Genomic DNA, 22,415 nt, shown 5'->3' on the forward strand with positions numbered 1-22,415 from the left:
AAAATCAGCGCTCGGTCAGGGCCTCGTCGAAAGCGCGCAGAACCGGCTTGAACAGGTAGGTCAGGATGCTCTTGCGGCCCGTGACGATCTCCACGTCGCAGATCATGCCCGGCATGATCGGCAACTTCGTGCCGTTCTTGACGATGAACGCCTTGTCGGTCTCGACCATCACGCTGTAGTACGCCTTGCGCTCGACATCGTCGTAGATGCTATCGGCGCTGATGTTGCGCACGCGGCCCGTCAACCCGCCATAGATCGAGAAGTCGTAGGCCGTGACCTTGACGTTGGCAGGATCGCCCACCTTGATGAACGCGATGTCCTTGGGGTCGACGCGGGCCTCCACCAGCAGCTTTTCGCCCACCGGCACGATCTGCATGAGCTTTTCGCCCGCATTGACGAAGCCGCCGACCGTGGTGACCTGAACATCGTTGATGTAGCCGGTGGCAGGCGCGCGCAGCTCATTGCGTTCAAGGCGCGCTTCGGCGCCCTTGATCGTCTCTTCGTTGACGGCGATCTTGGTGGTGATCTCGCTGCGCTCGTTGAGCGCTTCCTGCTGGAAATCGAGGCGGGCCTGCCGCAACTGCGCCTCCGCTTCACGGATCGCCGCCTGCGCACGCCCGACGCCCTGCCGAGCGGCGGACAATCGGCCCTGCGTATCGACCAGATCACGCTGCGCGGTCAGCAGTTCGGTCTTGGGGACGATGCCCTTCTGCGCAAGCGGGGTGAGCATGTTAACCTGATCCTGCGCCAGCTTCGCGCTGTTCTGTAGCGAGGCGACGGTTGCCTGCCCCTCCTGCAGATCGCGGCGACGCTGATCGACTTGCGCGACGAGAGCGTTCTGGCGGCTCTGGGCCGCGGCGCGGCGCACTTCGGAGAGGCGCGCTTCCTCGGCGCATATCGTACCTTCACCGCAGGAACTGTCGGTGCCGGTGCCCTCGCCTTCCAGGCGATCGGCCCGCGCGGTGAGGCGTTCGTTCTCCGCCTGCAGCTGGCCCAGTGCGGAGGAGGACTGGGAATCGTCCAGGCGGACGAGCAACTGGCCCTTCTTCACCATCTGGCCGGGCCGCACGAGGATCGACAGCACCGTGGCCGGGCTGGCGGCCTGGACGAGCTGGGCCTTGCTGGAGGGCACGACCTTGCCCATGCCGCGGGTCACTTCATCGACGCGGGCAAGCCCGGCCCAGACGAACAACACCAGCATGGCAACACCGCACAGGACGATCAACCTGCGGCTGGCATCCCAGTCGTCATACCCGATCCGCTGCCTGAAAGACGAAATCATGGCGTTCATCGTGCGAGCACTATCCTTGACGGCGCGGATGCCGTTTCCATTCCCGGTTCGACGGCCTGCGACTGGACCGACGTGGTGGCCGCGATTGCCGACTGGTATTTCGAGCTGGCCGAAACCGGATCGGGGATCGAAAGGCGCCATTGCTTGGTCGTGTCGATACGACCGCCGACATCGTTTGCGGCGTGGCGATCAGTCACGGCCGGCGGCACGGTCAGTCCCGGCACCGGAGCCGGTTCGTGCCCCTGCTGCGACGCGGCCAGAAGGCGCGCGCGCAGACCATCGTAATCGAGCACCGGGATCCGTTCGACGCCGCTGTAGGCGCTGGTGAACAGCGCACGCTGGCCCCACTTTCCGTGCAGTCGATAGAAGATGTGGCGGCCGATCTTCTCGATCTTGGCGAGGGTGAAGGCCCACTTCGGCAGGACGTAATCGGCGTGATAGTTCGTCGCGGTACCGACGCTGGCCTCGACGCGTCCGGCCAGCGCCTCGCGCGCGACGTCCTGCGCCTCGGCCCACAGCGACGCCATTGGCGCACGAAGCAGCGCGCCGTCGCAGGTGAAGCTGAACTGACACCCGGTGTTGCGCTGCGAACCTTCGTAGACGACGCCGCAAACGCTGTTCGGATAGGCCGGGTGGCGCACGCGGTTGAGCACGACCTGTGCAACGGCCCGCCTGCCCTCCAGTGGCTCACGCGCCGCCTCGTAATAGACGGCCTGGCTCAGGCACTTCAGCGCCGTCCTGTATGCATTGCCCGAGGCTTGGGGAAAAGCGAAACTCGCTGCACGCTCCACCGGCAAATCCGAAACGGCGATGGCCGCATTGCGCGCTTCGGCTTCGGTTCCCTCAACGAGGATCTGCGACTTGTCGTCGACCGTCATCGCTTCCACGGCGCGCAGTTGTTCGGGCGGTACGATGACCGCCACCGGCTCGCTTGCGTCAAACCCGAAAACGCTGCGCAGCGCGGGGACCTGGGTGCAGGCGGCGACGCCGAGCAGGACCATGCCGCCCATGACGCCGAACGCCACGCGCCGGTTGCGCCCGGACATCCCGTGCGCGGATCTCCGATGCGCTGCATGCTGTGCGATTGGGGCGGCTAGCGCACTCACGTTCTGGCTCCCATGCCTGCCGACGCGATGATCTCGTCACGCGGACCGTCCGCCACGATCCGGCCCCTGTCCAGCACGATCAGGCGGTTGCAGACCGAGAAAAGTGCCGGTCTGTGGGTCGCGACAACAAGTGTCTGCGAAGCTGACATGGATTGGGACAGCCGTTCGACGAATAGTTGCTCGGTCTGGCTGTCCATGGCCCCGGTGGGCTCGTCGAGGAACAACAGGCGCGAGGGCTTCACCATGGCCCGGGCCAGCGACAGGAACGCCCGCTGCCCTCCGGAAAGCTGCACCCCGGATTCGCCGACCGGGCGATCGAAACCGCTGGCATCGCGCGAGAGGAATTCGTCCGCGCCGACCTGCCGCAAGGCACGCAGGAGGTCCTCGTCGTGCACGATGCCCGCGCCGATCGCGAGGTTGTCCTTGATCGAGCCACTGAACAGCACCGCGTCCTGACCGACGAAGCGATAGGCGTTGCGCAGGTCCTGCGGGCGGTACTGGCGGCTGTCGATCCCGTCGACCAGCATGGAGCCGGCTGTGGGCTGGTAGAGACCGCAGATCACCCGGCCGAGGGTCGACTTGCCCGAAGCGACCTTGCCGATGATGGCGATGCGGTCGCCTTCGTTGATCGTCAGGTTGATCCCGGCGAGCGATGGCACCGATGCCTGCGGATAGGTGAATTCAAGATCCTCTGTCCGGATATTGGCGCTGCGCACTTCGGGGGTCAGCGAAGCGCTGCCCATGGTGCGCTCGTCCTCTTCGAGCCAGACCTGCTGCAGCGAATCCAGCACCTTGCGCGCCTGCTGGCTGCGGGTGAGCAGAAAGGCGAGCTGCGCGGCAGGAGACAGCGAGCGGGTCGATAGCATGACGATGGCGATGATCGAGCCCATCGTGATCTTGCCCGCGTCGAACAGGTAATAGCCGCCAATGACAAGGCTGATGCTGGTGACCTGCTGGAACGTCGAGGCCAGCGAGATCGCCGCCGAACTCACGTCGCGCAGGCGGCGCTGCGAATGGGCTCCGGCTTCGGCCAGCTGGCGCCAGCGGCCGAGCATCGCACCCTCGCCCGACAGGCTCTTGAGCGTTTCGATGCCGGAGATCGATTCCACCAGCAGCGTCTGCTGCAACCCGTTGTCGACTTGCGCATCGAGCGCCGCGCTGCTGACCTTGCGCTGCAGCCGCAGGCCGAAGATCGCCATGCATGCCGCGCCGATCAGCGGGACCATCGCCAGCCAGCCCGCGATATAGGCGATCACCGCAAGGAACAGGACAAGGAAGGCCATGTCGGCGACGAGCACGATGGTGGTCGATGCGTAGAAATCGCGCACCAGCGAGAATTCCGAAACGCGCGCCACGAGGTTGCCGGTGTGCCCCTTGCGTCCGGCAAGCGGCGAAGACAGCACCTTGGAGTAGATCTTCTGCGACAGCTTGAGGTCGAGATCGCGCCCGATCTGATCGAGAACGCGGGTGCGCGCACGTCGGATCATGAAATCCATGGCAAAGGCGATCAGTACGCCTGCCGCCAGCACCCACAGGGTCGCCTGCGCGCGGTTGGGAATGACGCGGTCGTACACGTTCATCGAGAACAGCGGGTAGGACAGCGCCAGGACGTTGACGATGACGGAGGCCACCATCACCGGCCAGAACTGGCCCCGCAGCTTGTAGAGCTCGCTCCAGAACCAGTGGCTTTTGGCCCGCTCCTGCCACGGTGCCCCGGCCTCCCGCGCGGTCGAGGAATCGCCGAAGACGGTGGCCATCCAGCCATCGTAGCGTTCGGCAAGGGCCGCAATCGGCTCCCAGCCTTCGCTGCGCGTTTCCGGACGCCAGACCAGCGCATCGCCGTCCTTCACCTCGTGAACGACGGCGACCTGGCCTTCCTCGAGGGAGACGATGGCCGGGTAGAACTCCGGCTTGGTCGGCAGCCTGGTCCGGCGCGAGGCATCGCAGTTGAGGCCGAGCAGTTCCAGCGCGGCTTCGGCCTGATGGCGCGGCAGGTACCCTTGCGCATTGCGCGCCAGCGACGAGAACATGACCGGTGCGCAGGACACCCCGGCCTTTTCCGCCATGCGGGCAATGCACGCGACGAGGAGGTCTTCCTCGCCGCGTTTCGTTTCCGTTCGTTCGAACATTACGCTCTTCCAGAGGAGCGGCAACCGCCCCCGTTAGCCCTTGCCGTCGATCGCCACGCTGCCATGCGGGCGATCAGGGATAGGTCCGGTACTGGGTCTCGGCCGGGTTGGGCGGGCCGTAGTGGAAGCGGTCCCGCTCGTTCATCCCGGCGCCGGCATCTGCGGGCACGTTGATCGTGGTGAGGAAGCGATTGGTCGCGGCCAGCACCTGATAACGGGCGAACATTTCCGAGAAGCGCGCGGTTTCGAGCCGCACCTGCACGTTGTAGCGCGTGTTCTGCGCATCGAGCACGTCGAGCAGTGACCGGCGGCCGACATTGAACTGACTGCGGTAGGACAGCAGCAGGTCGTCCGACACGCGGCTCTGGTTGCCCAGCTGTTCACCGATGCGCCCTTGCGTCTGCAGGGTGGTCCAGGCGGTCTGGACGTCCTCTTCGGCTTCGCGGGTGACCTGGTAGAGCCGGTAACGCGCTTCGCTCGCGCGGCGCACCATCTCCTGGTAGTTCGCGCGGTTGATGCCGCCGTCGAAGACGTTCCAGCGCAGGAACACGCGGGCCTGCACGTCCTTGGTGGAGCCGCGGAAACCGTCGATGTCCTCACCGGCGCGCCCGTTCAGGTCCACGCCGATCTTGGGGAAGCCGTCACCGCGCACGCTGTCTGCCAACGCGCCGGCGGCATCGACGTCCGCCGCCGCTTCCTTGACCAGCGGATTTTCGGTGCGGGCAAGCCCGACCGCTTCGCTGAGCGTGCCCGGCAAGCCTTCCACCAGTTCGGGTGGCATCGAGACGTTGTCGATGTCGAGACCGGTCAGGCGACGCAGCTTGATCTTCGCTTCCGTCAGGTCCTGCTCGGCCTCCGACTGGCGGACGAGTGCGGCCTGCAGTCGTTCTTCCGATTGCTGCTGGTCGGCGATCGAGATCGATCCCTGTTCCACTCCAGTCGTCAGATCGTTCACCAGCGAGCGGTGAAACGCCACGTTATCCTCGCTCGCGGCAACGATGCGCTGCTGGAGGAGGATATCGAGGTACTGACGCGCGACCTGAAGGGCGATGTATTCCGAACGTTCGACCACCCGCAGCGAGGCACCGTCGACGCGCGCTGCCTGGCGCAGCAGTTCTCCGCGACGGCGACCGAAGTCGAGCGCCACCCATTCCGCGCGCACTTCGGCGCTCAGCGGATAGAGCTCCTGCCCGGCAATGCCGAGCGAACGGCGGGTCCTGTTCTCGAGGTGGCGCCAGCCTGCCGAAGCCTCGACATCGACGCGCGGGGCATAAAGGCCCTGCGCCTGTTTGCGCTCGAACTGGATGGCCTCGGTATTATACTGGGCCTGCGCCACTTCGGGGTTCGAATTGACCGCAACGACGATGGCATCGCGCAGGCTGACAGGGCCGGCCGACTGCGCCAGCGCCACCGAAGCCGTTCCGGACAACAGGACTGCAATCCCTGCCGCGATGGTTCTACCGTACAACATCTTCACACCTCTCCCGGTCACTCGACCGTAATCTCAACGCGGCGGTTCTGGAGTTCGCGAACCCCATCCGCCGTCGGCACGCGCGGGTTGCTTTCGCCGAACGCCTGCGTGGACAAACTGGCCGTCGTGCCATGCGACACGAGGTAATCGCGCACGGCATCGGCCCGGCGCGTCGAAAGCCCCATGTTGTAACGGTCACTTCCCGAACGATCCGTATATCCGTCTATCCGGATCGCAGCCCCGCCGCAGCCTGCCGTCGATGCGACAGTGGAATCGAGGATCGTCGCCGCGTCTGGCGAGATCAGGCTGCTGTCCCAATCGAAGAACACGATGTAAGGACCGGGCAGACACGGAGCCGAGGCAACCGGCGGCGGAGCAACGGTCTCCTGCGACACCATCTGCGGCTGCGTCATGCGGCGATAGGCATCGTCGCACTTGCCGATGCTGACGGGGTCCTTGGTCCCGCTCTTCAGGAAGCCCAGGGCAATGCCGCATTGCGCCTTTGCCTGCGACGCCCACATGAATGCCGGCGTATCGGCCGCGACGACGTTCGCGTCCCCGGTCTGCGCCAGAGCAGCGTCGTAGCGCGTTCGGATCTCGTTCCTGAGCTCCCCTTTGCCAAGCGACATCAGGTCCGATTGCTGGTCCTGTGCCCATGCCGCCACCGGGACCAGACATCCAGCCAGCGCGAATGCCGTCAGAGGCCCCTTCCAATTGCCCGTCATTTTCATCCCCTCGATATCCCGGGTCGCGTCAGGCGACCGTCGTCGAATGTGCTTCCATGGCTGCGGCCATCGCAGCCATCTCAAATCCACCGGCCAGACCCGCAGCGTGCAGACCCTCAAGGCCGCCCCCGGCGAGCATGGTGCCAAGCGCGTGATCCAGAGCTTCAGCCCCCATCGCCTCGCCACCGGCGGGAGCGCCATGCGCGCCCAAGTGCCCGGCGAAGTGATCGATCAGCGAGTCCACAGCATGGTGCCCGGCGCTTTCAGCAATCGCTTCCTGCACGGCAGGTAGATCCACGGGGCCGTGTTCGCCCCCATGCCCGTTGCCCTGCCCGTTGCCCTGCCCGTTGCCTTGCCCATCCGAGCCTGCGGCCTGCTTGCCCTGTGCGGCCAGCAACAGCGCCTGCATCAAGCCGGAGTCGCCGCCGCCGAACAGGGTCGGTGCCGGGCTCGCCTGTGCATGCCCCTGCTCGCCCCCGCCAAGAGGCTGCGTCGCAACGTCCTGATGCTGGACCGCCTCGCCAAGACCGTGTCCCGCGCCCTGCTCTGCCGCATGCTGCGCCGGATGGCTTGCCGGTTCGCTGTCCTGGTGCACTTGCCGATCGTCATGCAGGAATGACACCGGCGGCGTCGCCGAGGCATGTTCCGGCACCGCAACCGTCACTTCGGGCAGATGCGTTTCGAAGGTCTGCATCGCCGCGGCAATAGCCTCGATCGCGATCGGGGATAGCGGCATCGCATGGGCTGCGCCCGACATCATGAAGCCTGCCGCAGCCGCCGTGATCGCCGCCATTTCCGCCGTGCGCGCCGTGGTCTGGCTGTCCACGCTCGCCGTGGCGAACGAGACGTCGGCCAGTGCGTAAGCTGCACCCTTCATGGTGTACTCACCGGTCGCATGAACGATGGCATCGCCGTTGGCTTCCAAAGATCCCGGACCCTCTGCGGTCAGGTCGATCGCGGTGATCCCCATCTGCGCGAGCGTCTTGAACTCGCCCGCATCGACGACACCGTTGCTGTTCGCATCCTGCCAGACGCCGAACTCGCCGTAGGCTGCATCGGTCGCGGTCAGCTTGCCGTCGCCATTGCTGTCATAAGCGAGTCGCAGGCCCTCAAGGTCGGTCTCCGCTCCCGCTGCATCGTCGGTGAAGACGATATCGAGGCCGTGACCGGTATCGTGTGCCAGCAGGCCGTCATCGGCGCCGACCCAGGCGGTCTGCACAAGACCGCTGCCATAGTCATGCGTGACACCGGCATCGAGCCCGAGGAATTCGACGCCGTCGCCATCGAGGTCGAGCGCCACCGGAGGCGTCGTCGTCACCGCCGTGATCGAGAGGTTCGACTGCGCCGAGACGTCGCCGTCGCCGTCCACCACTTCGACCGGAATGGTGAAGTTGACCGGGTCGTTCGTCAGCGTGCTCGCGCCGAAGTCGCCGATCTGGAAGGTGTCGCCACCGGCCCAGGTATATTCAACGCTGTTGAAACCGTCACCGGTGAAGACCGCGATCTGCGTGCCGGAGAGGCTGGCGCCCGAAGCACCCGCGACACCGCCGACATTGACCGAACCATCTGCCAGAAGCGTCACCGTGAAGGTATGGCCATTGACGATATAGTTTGTCGCCGTCGAGGTCGGGATGATGATCGGATTGCCGCTCGCATCTTCATAAGCGACACCCTGATATGCAATCGAGACACCCGTTATGGTGTCCTTCACGCCATCCCCGACAACGGTATTACCGTCGGGGTCATCGAATGCAGTGATGTTGACGGTCGATCCACTGCTCGACTTGAACAGGGCAACCGCGCCATTGACGGTATAGTGACCGTCGAACACGTGGTCGCGGTTCACCGCCGTATCATAGTCACCCTGACCGTCAGCCGGATCCCCGCGCAGATCGGTCACGAAATCGACACGGAAAGTCTCACCGGATCCAACTGAAGCACCTCCGCCGACACCACCGGTATTGGCCGTCGAGTTGATCGTGCCGTCATTGGTGTGATTGATCGACGGGGTCAGCAACAGGTCCTGACTGTGGTTGTCGATCGGCGCCCCTACCGTCTCACCCACGGGGATGAAGCCCGACCAGCTGTTGTTGCCGCCAACGAAATTGTACCCGCCCGCATTGAAGTCGATGTTCTGGATCGAGTCGATCGTCCCGTCCATGTCGACCGTGTACGTGGCGCTCGACGGGTCCAGCGTGACGGTAAAGATCTTGTCCGCACCGGCATAGGCTTCAAGGACCGTATCGCTGACCAGCGTGTAGGTGATCGTCACGAAGTTGTGGGTCAGCCCGCTGTCCGCTCCGTCCAGCGACGGCGCGAAGCGCACAGTGCCCGCTCCATCGGCCCCGTAGTTGTCTATCACCGACATGTCGGCGTCGAGGTCCGCGGGTGCCGAGACCGGCGCCGCGCCGTTGGTCACCTGGATCGCCTCGGGCACAACGGCATAGGGCGTATCGTCGACGACATCGATCGAGATCGTGCCCGTCGTCGTGTTCCCGTTGGCATCGCTGGCGGTGTACGTGAAGCTTTCCGCGCCGAGCGCCGTCGTCACGCCATCGTTGGCTGATGGCGTCGTCGTAACCGGCGAAGTCAACGTGTAGGTAAAGGCACCGGTGCTATTGTTTAGTACGAGCGTGCCGTAAGTGCCCACCACCGTCGTCAGGTTGCCGTTAACCGTACCGCCGGCGATCGAATAGCCACTCGCCCCTGTCACGGAGACGGCGCCGCTCGCAGTTTCGCCCGTATCCGAGGGCATCGAACCGGTAATCGAACCCGCCGCAACGTCCGCACCCGTCTGGGTGGTATCGAGCGCTTTTTCGTAAACCGTGACGCTCTCATCGTCGCCGACCAGCGAAACATCGGTAAGGCTGATCGTCAGCGTCGTGGTCGAGGTGTCGCCGTCGCCATCGGTGATGGTGTAGACGAAGCTGTCGGTCGCCCCCGCAGGCGGTACCGCATTGGCGCTCGACTGGTAGGTATAGCTGCCGTCCGCATTGAGGATCAGCGTGCCGTAGGTGCCCGCAATGCCGGCTCCGCCAAGGTTGCCGCTGACCGGCGAAGTCGTGTCGGTGCCGGTGGCCACGCCGGTGACCGCCCCGCCCGGGGCCGCGCCGTCGGCGCCAAGTACATCGACGAGGCCCGAAGTGGTGCCGGTGCCGGTGAGCACGTTGCCGTCGGTCGACGCGCCTTCGACGACGCTGTCGGTATCGGCACGGGCGGTGGGCACATCGTCGATGACATCGATGGTGATCGTGCTGGTGGTCGTGTTCCCGTTGGCGTCGGTCACCTGGTAGGTGAAGCTCTCGACGTTGTTCTCGGTGGTCACGCCATTGTCGAGCGTCGCCCCGTCGACCGGGGTCGCCAGCGTATAGCTCCAGGTGCCGTTGGGCGCGATCGAGATCGTCCCGTGGCTGCCGGTGGCCGAACCGACCAGCGCGTAAGTATAGCCGCCCGCGCCGCCCGAGGCGTTGTCGGTCAGCGTGCCCGAGACCGTCTCGGCCGTCGAGGACGGGTTCGAACCGATGCCCAGCGCCGCTTCGTCGACCGAAGCGTCCTCGTTGGTCGCGGCAAGCCCGCTGTCGGTGAGGCTGATCGTCAGCGTCGTGGTCGAGGTGTCGCCGTCGCCATCGGTGATGGTGTAGACGAAGCTGTCGGTCGCCCCCGCAGGCGGTACCGCATTGGCGCTCGACTGGTAGGTATAGCTGCCGTCCGCATTGAGGATCAGCGTGCCGTAGGTGCCCGCAATGCCGGCTCCGCCAAGGTTGCCGCTGACCGGCGAAGTCGTGTCGGTGCCGGTGGCCACGCCGGTTATAGTCGCGCCATCTGCACCGGGTACGTCGTTCGTCAGGACTCCGAGCGACGGGACCGTCAGGCTGCCGCCTTCGGTGACCGAACCGGTGTCGGCATGGGCCGTCGGCACATCGTCGACGATATTGATGTCGAGATTGTCGGTCGCGGAATCGCCGTCCGCATCGTTGACCGTGATTTCGAAGGAAACGGTCGTCCCGTCCGTGTTCGAAGTGTTGTCGTTGAGCGTGTAGGTGTAAGTGACGCTGCCGTCACCGGTGACCGGATCGTAGGTCAAGTCATTGACGGTCAGCGTGCCCGTCGCGTCGCTCGAAACAACCTGCGGGAAAGAGCCGGGATCCACGACAGTCCCGCCAATCGAGACGCTGGTCAGGCCATCGTCGGAATGGAACGTGATCGTTCCCGTCGTCGATTCCGGTCCGCTGATGAACTGCGAACCGGGGTCCTCGCCATCGCGCGTGTCGGTCGACGGGGGCAGCTGGTTCTCGTTGACCTGGGTTCCGTCACCAATCTCGGGCACCGAAATGATCATCGGCGGGCTGTCCGCGATACTGATGGTCAGCGTCGCAGTCGAAACATCGCCATCACCGTCCGTCACCTGGTAGGTAAAGACATCGGTAACGCCGCCGCCGGTCCCCGGAGTGCGCGCGTAGCTGTAGGAACCGTCGGCAAGGAGCGTGAGCGTGCCGTACTCGCCGGTCACTACCGATCCGGTGCCCGAAAACGTACCGGAAGTGCCCGCATGCACGCCGGTAACAGTGCCGCCATCGGCTCCGAGAGTGTCTGCCCCGGCCGTACCGCTGGTGGTGCCCTCGCCGCTCAGGACATTGCCGGTCTGCGCGGTGAAGTCGGCGGCCGGAACGCTATCCGTATCCGCACGCGCAATCGGAGCGTCGTCGACGATGTTGACTGTCAGCGTGGCCGTAGCCGCATCGCCATCGGGATCGGTGACCACGACCGTGAAGACGTCCGACGTGTTGTCGCCGCTGGTATTGTCGTAGAGTTCGTAGGTGTAGGCGATCCGGTCGCCATTGAGCGCGCCCAGCGTCAGGCGGCCATAGGCACCCTCGATCTGCTGGCCGGCTTCACCCGTGAGCACTTCACCGTTGATCGCGATGGAAGCGATGCCGTCTTCGGAAGTGACGAAGATCGTGCCGGTCGTGACGTCCGAACCGCTACCGAAAGCCGAACCCGGCGTTTCCTGGTTGCCGTTGAGACGATCGCCCGAAAGCCCGGATTCAGAGACTGTGTCGACAGCTGAATCGGACGCCGGACCGCCGTCCTGGATCAGGATGTCGGGAACCTTGTTCACCGGCTGGGGCAGGATTTCCTCCTGCTGGGGCTGCGGGAACGACAGTTCGGTATAGGGAAGCAGATCACCCAGGCCATAGGCGGCCTGGATCGGACCTGTAGGGTCGGCGAAATTGCCGCCCGAACTCTGTACTCCTCCGGCGGCAGGCTGCGGCTCGTTGCCGGTCAGCAGTGCCGCAAGGTTGAGAGGCGGCACCGCGACATCGCCGATGACGATCTGCGGGACGTAGACTGCGCCGTCGGGAATGACGAAGACCTGGCCGTCAGGAAGCGTGAGAATAAGGTCGCGCCCCTGCACCGACAGTTCATCGAGCGTGGCGCCTTCCGGCAGAACGACGAGGTTGTTGGCATCGGGAAGCAAGACTTGCGTATGACCCGCAGACGCGGCTGCCGAGACATTGCCACCTGCCAGGTTGGCATCCGCCGGAGACCTGTTGTCCGAACCGTGACCGTCCTGAAAATCCATAACCACTTCCCTGTCGCTTGCTGCCCGCGGCAAAGCGCCGCGATGCAGACGGGTTCGAAATGGTCAGCCGGCGGATTCCGGACGCAACGCGACTGTACACCGCTTGACCATTGCGCCCTTTTCAACCGGCGCCTGCCTCTCTCGGCGCTCAGTGAGAGCGACTCGGAGCAGACTTAACCGGCTGAAATCACAGCAACACGTGGCACCCTCAGAGACAAGCTCGTTAACTAACCTTAACGTGAGCCTGTCCCGGTGTTGCACACATTTCGGGGTAATCCTTTTCTCGACAGCGGCCGGATGAATTTTCTTACGTTATTGTTTTAACGCAGTTTTCCTGAAGCCATGGGAGGGCAATTCAACCCGAAAGCCTGAACGGACGACCATTCCGGATGATAAGGTTTGTCAACAGCCTGATTTACAGCGATAGTTGCGCGTTCGATATTTGGCGCTTGCGATCGAACGAACGGGGGCCGTCATGAACATCGCGATGGGAATGGACTTTGCAAAAAGCCATCTGGGCACTTCGGACACGCGCGTCCTTGCCCTCGCCCTGGCCACCGGCATGGCCGGCTTTACGGTCACCTATCCGGCAGTGACGGTATCCAACGGGACGGTCGGCGACTGGATGGGCAAGCTTGAAGTCAAACCCCTGCGCCTCACCTCACCGACTTTCGGCCAGGCCCCGACCATCACGACGACATTTCAGGATTCCGCCGAAGCCTTGACGCAGGCGGCAAAGGCCGGCGCAATTGGCCTCACCAGCGTGCTGGCGCCGACGAGCGCATCATACGCAGCGACAGGCGCGCGCAGTCAGCAGTCGGAAGCTCTCTCACCAGCCGTTGTCAGCCCCAACCCAGCCTCTCGACAACTCTCACCGACAAGACAGGCACCTCAGGTTCTGGCTGCGACAGGGACATCGATCCAGGCACGTCTGCCCGAACCCGGCTATGCCAAGCCGCAGGCTGAAAATGTCGAGCGCCACGGACCGCTCGATGCGGTGCGCATCGCGATGCCACCGTCTGCGGCACATCTTGTGGCCACCGCCCCCCTCCACCCCGACGCAACTCTGAAAGTCGTCGCCCCCCCAATCCCGCAAACCGCCGTGCCGGTCCCCACCCCGACAGAACAATCGCTCGCGTCCGGTGCGAAGCCGGATATCGGACCGGCTCCCAGCACGGGACCGCTCTCGGGCACTGACGGACTGGGGCTGTTCTCGCAATCAGAGGAAGTGCGCGACTTCGACCTTGCAAAGCTTACGCCGGCCCGTCGCCCTATCAGGAAATCCGGCATGGCGACGATCCAGGCACAAAGCACTGGCAGCGCTGAGCTCACCCGGTCTCGTCCGGAATACGCGACAAAGGTCGCGAAAGTGCCCGATCGCATCGTCGGCGATCATATCCTGCACGTCGCGAGCCTGAGCCTCGAAGGAATGCCTGCGGGGAGCCTGACGGTCCGGATCGGCATGACAGGGGACTTATCGGTAAAGCTCGCCGACCTGCTTGCACCGGTGAAGGACCAGATGGCGCCCGAAACCTTCGACAGGCTAGCCAGTTCCGCCGCCGCCGCCGACTACGTCAGCTTCGCCGACCTGCGCGCAGCGGGGTTCGACATCCATTATGACGCCGGAGGAGACCGGTTGATGGTGTCTGCACAGTTCTAGCGCCGCAACCTGGACTTCACTGGCCCCTCGCGAGACACGATCGCGAGGTCATTCCACGCCTTGCCAGATTGCCTGCAACAAGAGCGTCAATTCCTTCCATATTCTTGAAACAAGACAACGCACAATCACCCCCGTTGATTGACCGATGAGAATTCCGAGGAACGTTCGATCGCAAGAACGTCAAGACGAGGCCTGCCCCGCGATCTGCATGAGATCAGGCGGACTCCCCCTTTTTCCGCGATCGGATTGACCGCGGAGCTGAACTCCGAATTGCTGTGTGGTTAGTCCTCTAGGTTGCGCCCAAGTGGCGTGCCGAAAGTTTGGCGAGGACAACGTGGCAAGTGGCGGAAATCACCACGTCTTCTCCCGCAAGGCCGTGCCGTGACACTTACGGGACCTGAGACGTTCGGCGAGAAAACGGTAGAAGTACCAGTCCATGCCTGCTGACGGCATGTAGCGGTACAGAAGCCGCTCGAACCGCGTCCAACTGACCGATTCCCGCGAGGTTCTGCGTTCAGACGGGAAGCACACGTGATCGGGATGATAGACCGAGTGACCGAACCGACCGACCCGGTGGACGATTTCATGGTCTTCGAGAACATAGGGCCACAGGTCGGTATCGAAGCCGCCCGCTTCGCGAAGACAGTCGGTTCGGAAGGCCTGAGCATAACCACCGGCGTGGCACTTTGCGGCAAAACGACGGCTCTTGCGCATGACGAACTCGACCCGCTTGCGCGAGACAGGATCTGACAGGGGTCTGTAGATATCTATCGCCATGACCGCGGCTGCCGCCGGATCAGTAGCAAAGAGAGAGACGATCCGGTCTATATAGTCTGGCGGATAGAATGTATCGGCATCGCAAATTGCGACCAAGGGCGTCTCGACTCGCGCCAGACCGAATTGCATCGCATTGATCTTGCCGGGAATGCTGCACCTGACGATCTGCAAACGGTCGCCCAGAATCTCTCCGGCTTGAGCTGCTTCGGCAGCGCCTTCGTCGGTCGAACCATTGTCGACCAGCAGCAATCGAAACGCATGGTTGCCTTGCGCGGCAAGGCTTTGAACGGTCCGTCCGACCCATCCCTGTTCGTTGAAGAATGGGAGAATAACAGTGACATTGCTCATGCGTGCGAAACCGCCATTAACGTCGTCTCCCGCCACGCCCTCGCGTGATCATTGGCCAATCTGGATATGACCTCGGCAGCCCGCTCTGACGAGGGGACTTCATTCAGGTCGAAAGTTTCGGCGAACATCTCTTCCTGGATATTCCGATAGCGGGTTTCATGCAGTTCATCCGCGCGCGCCAGAGCTTCCGGCAACTGCGCCGGGCTATCGATAACCTCACCCGCGCACCAATGCCTGAAATCGGGTTTGCCGACCCAATCGTATCCATGACAGTTCAGGAAGATGCATGGACGTGGCTTGAGAAGAAATTCGTAGATCTGACTGCTGGCATCCCCGAGGTAGATATCCGCAGCCTGCGTATATGTCATGTCGGCCGAGCGGCGGCTTCCCAGATCAATCTTGATATTGTCCCCGCGCAGGAATTTCTGCGGAATATCGCCGGCGCGGTCGACCCGGAAGCGATCCACCGTCACGACGAACTTGCGCTGAAACAGCATCACGTGCGGGGCAAAAATCAGGCCGTGCCTAGGCGCATCGAGGAAATACTCAAGCACCTGGCGTCCATGGCGGTACCAAGATGACAAATGCGGTGATGGATGCGGATTGTACAGAACCGTCCGTTCAGCCTTCGGCAGGATGCGAAGCGGCTCGCTGCCTCGCACCAGGTCGAACTTGGGATACCCCACGATACTGACCGCTTCGGGCGACACGCCAGCCTCGGCGATCAACCGGTCGCGCACCTTCGGCCCTGAGCAGAGAACATGATCGAAGCCCGCGCTTGCCTTGTTGAAGCCAATAGCGCGATCGCCCGCACCGTGGCGGGTGTGGATGATCTTGAGATCGTGAAGTCCGTAGCGCTCCTTCAGGAGCAGCGACGTCTTCTCCGTTACGACGAGAAAATCGAGACTGCGAAAGAATTCAAGATTGTCACGATAAATCAGCAACTTTTCCATGGGAACGAGCTTGCTGAGCATCGAGTTCAGACGCTGCGTTGCCTGCGATGGCCGCAGTTCCACATGCTCTATGCGGGAACCGATCAGGTCACCGCCCAAACTCTTCACTTGCTCGGACAGGAGCGCATTACTGGTCGCAACTATGATTTCGCCGTCGAACCCGCCCTTTGCCAATGCCATTGCTATGGGGAGACTGTGTGCGACCTGATGAACTTGATCATGATTGAACAGGAACGCTACGCGCACTCAAGCAACTTTCGAATAGAGACCTGTAAAAACAGCCAAGGCTGCCAATCCAGGGGCGGAATTTCGGCGCCAAATAGTTTCCAGACCGATTCACTGACAAGTGACAAATCTGCAACTTTCGCATCATCGAACGGGCACGCGCCATCGGGCCAGATTGCCAGATCCAGCTTTCAGCACATGGCCTTGCACAGCCAAGGCCGATGATGCAGCACATGGACTGGCAAGGTTTTGTTTCATCTGAAAGTCACTTCACCGGATTCAACCTAGTCCAGATGCATCGAGTCTTCCGAGCACCACTGCGCATCTGTCGACAACAGCTCAAACGATCCTCCAAGGCGTGGGACGCGAAGCCTGCAATTGCGCACACACAGGCTTCGCGTCCCTGCAACTCACACCTGCACCGCCCCTGTCTCCTCTCGCACCGCTTCCGGTTCCGCCTCGCGTCGGTGGACAATCCGGTAGAGTGCGGGAAGCACCAGCAAGGTCAGCAGGGTCGAGGAAACGATGCCTCCGATCACCACTGTCGCCAGCGGGCGTTGGACTTCCGCTCCGGCTCCGACGTTGAGCGCCATCGGCACGAAGCCGAGACTGGCGACCAGTGCGGTCATCAGCACAGGGCGCAGGCGGGTGAGCGCGCCCTGGCGGATGGCCTCATCCAGCGGTTGGCCGGCCTCCCGCAGTTGACGGATGAAGCTCAGCATGACGACGCCGTTGAGCACGGCAACGCCCGATAGGGCGATGAAGCCGACACCGGCCGAGATCGACAGCGGCAATCCGCGAAGCAACAGCGCTGCCACGCCTCCGGTCAGGGCCAGCGGCACACCGGAGAAGACGATGCCGGCGTCCCTGGCGGACCGGAACAGGGCGAAGAGCAAGGCGAAGATCAGCAGCAGGGCCGCCGGTACGACAAGTCGCAGCCGCTCTGCCGCCGAGATGAGCTGCTCGAACGTGCCGCCATAGCTCACCCAGTAACCGGCCGGAACCTCGACTTCGGCATCGACCTTCTCGCGCAATTCATCGATGAACGAACCGAGATCGCGACCGCGCACGTTCGTGGTGACGACGACGCGGCGCTTGCCGTCCTCGCGGCTGACCTGATTGGGACCGATCACGACGTCGACCCGGGCCACGTCGCTGAGCGGCACGAAACCGCGTGGCTCGCCACCCTCGCCCGGCAGTGGGATCCTCAGGCGGCCGATCTCGTCGGCCTTGCCGCGGATGTCTTCGGGCAGGCGTACGATCAGCGGAAAACGCCGATCGCCCTCGAAGATCGCCCCGGCCTCGGCGCCGCCGATGGAGATGGCCACGACCTCCTGCACATCGCCGACATTGAGGCCGAGACGGGCCAGCGCCGCCCGGTCGGGGGTGACCTGCAGCACCGGCAGGCCGGTCACCTGCTCCACGCTGACGTCGCGCGCGCCGTCGATTCCCTCGACCACGCCCTCGATCGTCTTGCCGATCTCGTGAAGAGTGTCGAGATCGTCGCCGAAAACCTTGATCGCGACATCGGCGCGCACGCCGGACAGCAGTTCGTTGAAGCGCATCTGGATGGGCTGGGTGAACTCGTAATTGTTGCCCGGCACGCTCATCGCCGCCTCGCGCATCTCGCGCACCAGTTGCTCACGCGGCTTTCGTGGATCGGGCCAGTCGGACCGGTCCTTGAGCATCACGAAAGTATCAGCGACCGAAGGAGGCATGGGATCCGTCGCGATGTCGGCGGTGCCGATCTTGGCGACGATGCGATCCACTTCGGGGAACTGCTTCAACCGGGCCTCGAGCGCTGTCTGCATGTGCACGGCTTGCGTGAGACTGGTCCCCGGAATGCGCAGCGCATGCAGTGCGATGTCGCCCTCGTCGAGGTTTGGGATGAACTCGGTTCCCATCCGGGTTGCCGAAAGGCCCGCGATGGCGACCAGGACGACAGCCCCTGCGACGAAGGCCTTGCGCAAACGCAGGGCCGCATCGAGCGCGGGTTCGTAGATCCGGCGGGCCCGGATCATGAGACGGCTTTCCTTCTCCTCCACCTTGCCGGTAACGAACAGGGCCACCGCAGCCGGCACGAAAGTCAGCGAGAGGACGAGTGCGAAGCTCAGGGCCATGACGACGGTGATCGCCATGGGATGGAACATCTTCCCTTCCACACCGGTCAGCGCGAAAATCGGCACGTAGACGAGCGCGATGATCAACACGCCGAACAGCGATGGCCGGATGACCTCCGAAGTGGCCGAAGCCGCCAGTGCAAAGCGTTCGGCGCGGTCGAGCAGGCGGCCACGTTCGTGCTGCGCCTCACCGAAACGCCTCAGGCAGTTCTCGACGATGATGACGGCGCCATCGACGATCAGGCCGAAGTCTAGCGCCCCAAGGCTCATGAGGTTGCCCGAGACGCCTGCGCGCAACATGCCGGTGATGGTCATGAGCATGGTGACAGGGATCACCGCCGCAGTGATGAGCGCGGCGCGGATGTTACCGAGCAAGAGGAACAGGATGACGATGACGAGCAAGGCCCCCTCGACGAGGTTCTTCTCGACTGTCGCCACCGCTCGCTCGACGAGGTCGGTGCGGTCATAGATCGCCACCGCCCTGACGCCCGGCGGCAGCGCCTTTGCCGCTTCTTCAAGCCGCTGCGCCGCGGCCTGGGCGACGATCCGGCTGTTCTCGCCGGCCAGCATGTGGACGGTACCGAGCACAACCTCGCGGCCGTTTTCGGTCGCAGCGCCCGTGCGCAGTTGCTCCCCCATGACGACGTCGGCAACGTCGGCAATGCGGATCGGCACGCCGCCGCGATTGGTGACGATGATCGAACGCAGGTCGTCGAGGTTGGACGCCTGCCCCGGCACGCGCATGAGGTATTGCTCGCCGTAACGCTCGATATAGCCCGCGCCGACATTGGCATTGTTGCGTTCGAGCGCCCTCACGACATCGCCGAGAGCCAGGCCATAGGCCGAGAGCCGATCCGGCAGCGGGGTGACGTGGTATTGCCGCTCGAACCCGCCGATGCTGTTTACTTCCGTGACGCCGGGCGTGTTGCGAAGTTGCGGGCGGATCACCCAGTCCTGCAATGTGCGCAGGTCTTCGGACGTATAGCCGCTGCCGTCGGGCTTGCGCGCGCCTGGCTCGGCCTCCAACGTGTACATGAAGATCTCGCCAAGCCCCGTAGCGATCGGTCCCATTTCGGGCGCGACGCCTTCGGGCAACTGGTCGCGCGCGGTTTGCAGCCGCTCGTTCACCAACTGGCGGGCGAAATAGATGTCGGTTCCGTCCGCGAAGACCGCCGTCACCTGGCTCAGGCCGTAGCGGGATATCGAACGGGTATATTGCAGCCCGGGCAGTCCGGCGATCGCCGTCTCGACCGGAAAGGTGACGCGCTGTTCCGCTTCGAGCGGAGAAAAGCCTTTCGCCTCGCTGTTGATCTGGACCTGTACGTTGGTGATGTCGGGCGTCGCATCGATGGGCAGGTGCTGGAAGGCCCAGATGCCGATAGCACAGAACATCGCGACGAGGCTCAGGACCGTCCAGCGAAAGCGGATGGACGCGGCGATGATGCTCTCGAGCACCTGCTGCTTGTTGGCGGATGCCTCAGTGGTCATGGCTGGCCCCCGACTTCTCGACATCCGCCCGGATCAGGAAAGCCCCGTCGGTGACGTATTCCGTGCCCGGCTTGAGTCCGCCGAGAACCTCGGTCCATTCCGGAGTGCGTCGCCCGATCTGAAGCATCCGGACTTCGTAGGTATTGCCAACCTTGGCATAGACCACTTCGAAATCGCGGAAGCGCTGGATCGCCTTGGTCTCTACCGCCAGCGGCACCTCGGCAGAGGCGACGGTGAACGTCCCGTTCACGCCCATTCCCGGCCTGAACACGTTGGCCGCGGCGGGCGGCAGGTGAACATGCGCCAGAACTGTCTGGCTGGCGAGGTCCGCGGTCGGCAGGATCGCCTCGACCTCAGCCGTCATTTGTATGTCGCCCGAAAGGCTGCGCACGCTGACGGGCTGGCCGACGCGCACCCGCTCGGCATCGCGCGGGTAGACGAAGAACTCAGCATGGAGCTTCGTGGGATCGGCAATGACGAAAAGGGCGCGATCGCCGGTCACGTCGCCGACATTGGCGTTCTTCTCGACGATGATCCCGCCGATCGGCGCAGGGATCGCGTATGTCTGCAGCGAATGGCTCGATTCGACCCGCGCCAGCGTCTGGCCCTTGCGAACCGCCTGCCCCAGCTGGCCGCTCAGCCACATGATCTGCCCCGGCAATCGCGCGCGGACATCGGCCTGGCCTTCGGGCGTGATTTCCACCCGGCCGGACAACTCGACCAATTCGGCAATCTGCGCCGGGCCGGCCTTCTTGGTTTCCACTCCGCCCTGACGGGCTGCCTCAGCCGAAATTGTCGTACGCCCTTCATAGGAAGCGTAGGACCAGGCATGCGTGCGTCCGCCCTCCACAGCCCGCACCTTCACATCGAAGCTGTGCGGCTCACGGACCGCGCCCTTGCCGCGCAGATAATCTTCGCGCGGCGCGAAGGCGAAGCGATCGACCTCACCGCCAAGGCGGGTGAGTTCGACGGCGAGCTGCACCTCGCCGGGCGGCAGCGGTTCGTCGTCGCGATAGGCGTAAACGTGGAACTCGGGCTCCGTGCCATCTTCGTGGATCGTCACCTCGAGCGCGAAATCGCCATCGCGCAGCATCCGGCCACGATGGGGGCCGCGTTCGTATTCGTCTGCGCCGGCTGCGTGGGCTTCACCCTCGGCTTCGGCATGGTCGGAATGGGTGGCGTCGTTGCCACAAGCGGCAAGCAGGGACAGGGCGAGCAGCGAGCTCGCGCAGAAAAGCGACCGGATCATCAGCGGATCTCCGTGCTGGAAACGAGGGACGCGTGGCGACCGGTCAGTCGGTCGAGCCGCGCGCCTGCGAGATGGAACTGGCGCAGCAGGTCGACACGGCGGGACCGGCCGTCGATCAGGGCCTGCTGGGCCTGGTTGATTTCAAGGAAAGTGAAGGCCGTCCCCCCCCTCGCGAAACCGTCGCGCACCAGCGCGAGCGCCTTCTGCGCCGAGGGCAGGACTTCGCGTTCGATGCGGGCGATTTCACTCGCCAGCGCCGCGCGCTGCGCCACGAGGCGATCCACCTCGCGGCCGACCTGCAGGCGCGCGACCGCGATCTCGGCCTCGGCAGCCCGGCTCTCGGCAGCGGCGCGCGCGACATTGCCGCGATTGGCCGACCGGTTGCCCAGCGGGATCGAGCCTCCGACCATGAGGGCCACATTGTTGCCCTGCCCGAAGTGACGAATGCCGATCCGGGCCGTCGCATTGCCGGCATCGCCTGTTTCGGCCAGGCGAACCTGTGTATCGGCCGCCTGCCGCTCGGCCGACAACAGCGCCAGGTCGGGACTTTCATCAGCCGAAGGCGCGGTTTCCTGAACCGAGAAGAAGGGCTCTGTCTCGAGTGCGAAGTCCTCGCCTCCGTCCCACCAGCCGGACAGGTTTGCGCGAGAGAGGCGCGCCTGCCTGCGAGCCTGATCGAGCGCGATCCTCGCCTCGATAACCGCCGTCTTCGCGCGTTCGGCGGCGAACAGGGGATCGAGCGCGCGGGCCACCCGGCGGTCGACCTGTGCCCGTGTCTGCTCGGCAACCTGCAGGCGCTGCTGCGCTATGGCGATGCCCGCCTCGGCGGCCAGCGCATCGACCCAGGCGGCCTGCACTTGTGCCAGCATGTCGAGCATGCGCAGCGCGTTGCGTTCGCCGGCGACACCGAGTTCGGCGCGCGCGGAATTCAGGCGGGCCTCCCGCTTGCCACCGCGCTCCCAGGTACGCTCGTACCATGCGGTGGTCTGCTGCTGTTCGAGCGGACCGTAAGTGCCCGTACCGGCGAAATCCTCGACCTCGACGCCGACGGTATCGCGCGGACGCACCCCGGCTATCGCAACCGCGGCATCGGCCGCTTCGAGCCTTGCTGCGTTCACCTGCAAGGCGGGATTGGTCGTGGCGACCCGGGACAGCGCTTCGGACAGGGTAAGTCCCTGCGCAGAAGCGGCCTGGGCCGAAAGGACAAGCGGAATGACGGCGCACGGGGGCGCCAGACGTATCAGGCGCACGGCAAGGCGCGCGGAAGGGTACGAAAACATGACATGAAG

General features: G+C 64.1%; 12 protein-coding genes. 1 reads left to right on the forward strand and 11 read right to left on the reverse strand.

Annotated features, from left to right (window positions below):
• Nucleotides 1-4 precede the first annotated feature (4 nt).
• The 6 genes from B5483_RS04330 to B5483_RS04355 form a co-directional block, all read right to left on the reverse strand.
• The gene (locus B5483_RS04330; RefSeq protein ID WP_245828811.1) at nucleotides 5-1,291 is read right to left on the reverse strand and encodes an HlyD family type I secretion periplasmic adaptor subunit; all 1,287 of its coding nucleotides are present in this window, start codon (nucleotides 1,289-1,291) and stop codon (nucleotides 5-7) included.
• Nucleotides 1,288-2,337, reverse strand: a complete 1,050-nt coding sequence (locus B5483_RS04335; RefSeq protein WP_231634785.1) for a cell wall hydrolase — start codon at nucleotides 2,335-2,337, stop codon at nucleotides 1,288-1,290. Before B5483_RS04335 ends, B5483_RS04330 begins: the two co-directional genes overlap by 4 nt.
• Before the next feature lie 56 nt (nucleotides 2,338-2,393).
• On the reverse strand, nucleotides 2,394-4,526 hold the full coding sequence (locus tag B5483_RS04340; RefSeq protein WP_054947869.1) for a type I secretion system permease/ATPase: 2,133 nt from the start codon (nucleotides 4,524-4,526) through the stop codon (nucleotides 2,394-2,396).
• 73 nt (nucleotides 4,527-4,599) lie between these two features.
• Nucleotides 4,600-5,997 carry a TolC family protein gene (locus B5483_RS04345; protein WP_079729564.1) on the reverse strand — a complete coding sequence of 466 codons (1,398 nt, stop codon included), beginning with the start codon at nucleotides 5,995-5,997 and terminating at the stop codon, nucleotides 4,600-4,602.
• Nucleotides 5,998-6,014: 17 nt separating this feature from the next.
• Nucleotides 6,015-6,722, reverse strand: coding sequence for an OmpA family protein (locus tag B5483_RS23420; RefSeq protein ID WP_245828812.1), 708 nt, complete (start codon nucleotides 6,720-6,722; stop codon nucleotides 6,015-6,017).
• A 28-nt stretch (nucleotides 6,723-6,750) separates the two neighbouring features.
• Nucleotides 6,751-12,306 (reverse strand): beta strand repeat-containing protein, encoded by a 5,556-nt coding sequence (locus B5483_RS04355; RefSeq protein ID WP_139383901.1) that lies wholly within the window; start codon nucleotides 12,304-12,306, stop codon nucleotides 6,751-6,753.
• A gap of 475 nt (nucleotides 12,307-12,781) precedes the next feature.
• Between B5483_RS04355 and B5483_RS04360 the strand changes: the two genes are divergently transcribed.
• Nucleotides 12,782-13,966: a hypothetical protein gene (locus tag B5483_RS04360; RefSeq protein ID WP_079729875.1), complete on the forward strand. Its 1,185-nt coding sequence runs from the start codon at nucleotides 12,782-12,784 to the stop codon at nucleotides 13,964-13,966.
• A gap of 351 nt (nucleotides 13,967-14,317) precedes the next feature.
• Here B5483_RS04360 and B5483_RS04365 read toward each other — a convergent pair whose 3' ends face one another.
• The 5 genes from B5483_RS04365 to B5483_RS04385 all read right to left on the reverse strand — a co-directional run bounded on the left by B5483_RS04365 (nucleotide 14,318) and on the right by B5483_RS04385 (nucleotide 22,406).
• The gene (locus B5483_RS04365) at nucleotides 14,318-15,091 is read right to left on the reverse strand and encodes a glycosyltransferase family 2 protein (protein ID WP_079729565.1); all 774 of its coding nucleotides are present in this window, start codon (nucleotides 15,089-15,091) and stop codon (nucleotides 14,318-14,320) included.
• A complete protein-coding gene (locus B5483_RS04370; RefSeq protein ID WP_079729566.1) occupies nucleotides 15,088-16,290 on the reverse strand; it encodes a hypothetical protein in 1,203 nt (400 codons plus the stop codon). Before B5483_RS04370 ends, B5483_RS04365 begins: the two co-directional genes overlap by 4 nt.
• A 389-nt stretch (nucleotides 16,291-16,679) precedes the next feature.
• Nucleotides 16,680-19,844, reverse strand: a complete 3,165-nt coding sequence (locus B5483_RS04375) for an efflux RND transporter permease subunit (RefSeq protein WP_176167964.1) — start codon at nucleotides 19,842-19,844, stop codon at nucleotides 16,680-16,682.
• 22 nt (nucleotides 19,845-19,866) lie between these two features.
• Nucleotides 19,867-21,126 (reverse strand): efflux RND transporter periplasmic adaptor subunit, encoded by a 1,260-nt coding sequence (locus B5483_RS04380; protein WP_079729568.1) that lies wholly within the window; start codon nucleotides 21,124-21,126, stop codon nucleotides 19,867-19,869.
• Nucleotides 21,126-22,406, reverse strand: coding sequence for a TolC family protein (locus tag B5483_RS04385; protein WP_079729569.1), 1,281 nt, complete (start codon nucleotides 22,404-22,406; stop codon nucleotides 21,126-21,128). The genes B5483_RS04380 and B5483_RS04385 overlap by 1 nt, the downstream gene beginning before the upstream one ends.
• Nucleotides 22,407-22,415: the final 9 nt, after the last annotated feature.

Source organism: Novosphingobium mathurense (genome assembly GCF_900168325.1).
In the GTDB taxonomy this organism is placed as follows: Bacteria; Pseudomonadota; Alphaproteobacteria; order Sphingomonadales; family Sphingomonadaceae; genus Novosphingobium; species Novosphingobium mathurense.

Coding starts and splice junctions, on each gene's coding strand:
- B5483_RS04330 (WP_245828811.1), bottom strand. CDS start 1,291: ATGAACGCCATGATTTCGTCTTTCAGGCAGCGGATCGGGTATGACGAC.
- B5483_RS04335 (WP_231634785.1), bottom strand. CDS start 2,337: ATGTCCGGGCGCAACCGGCGCGTGGCGTTCGGCGTCATGGGCGGCATG.
- B5483_RS04340 (WP_054947869.1), bottom strand. CDS start 4,526: ATGTTCGAACGAACGGAAACGAAACGCGGCGAGGAAGACCTCCTCGTC.
- B5483_RS04345 (WP_079729564.1), bottom strand. CDS start 5,997: ATGTTGTACGGTAGAACCATCGCGGCAGGGATTGCAGTCCTGTTGTCC.
- B5483_RS23420 (WP_245828812.1), bottom strand. CDS start 6,722: ATGACGGGCAATTGGAAGGGGCCTCTGACGGCATTCGCGCTGGCTGGA.
- B5483_RS04355 (WP_139383901.1), bottom strand. CDS start 12,306: ATGGATTTTCAGGACGGTCACGGTTCGGACAACAGGTCTCCGGCGGAT.
- B5483_RS04360 (WP_079729875.1), top strand. CDS start 12,782: ATGAACATCGCGATGGGAATGGACTTTGCAAAAAGCCATCTGGGCACT.
- B5483_RS04365 (WP_079729565.1), bottom strand. CDS start 15,091: ATGAGCAATGTCACTGTTATTCTCCCATTCTTCAACGAACAGGGATGG.
- B5483_RS04380 (WP_079729568.1), bottom strand. CDS start 21,126: ATGATCCGGTCGCTTTTCTGCGCGAGCTCGCTGCTCGCCCTGTCCCTG.
- B5483_RS04385 (WP_079729569.1), bottom strand. CDS start 22,406: ATGTTTTCGTACCCTTCCGCGCGCCTTGCCGTGCGCCTGATACGTCTG.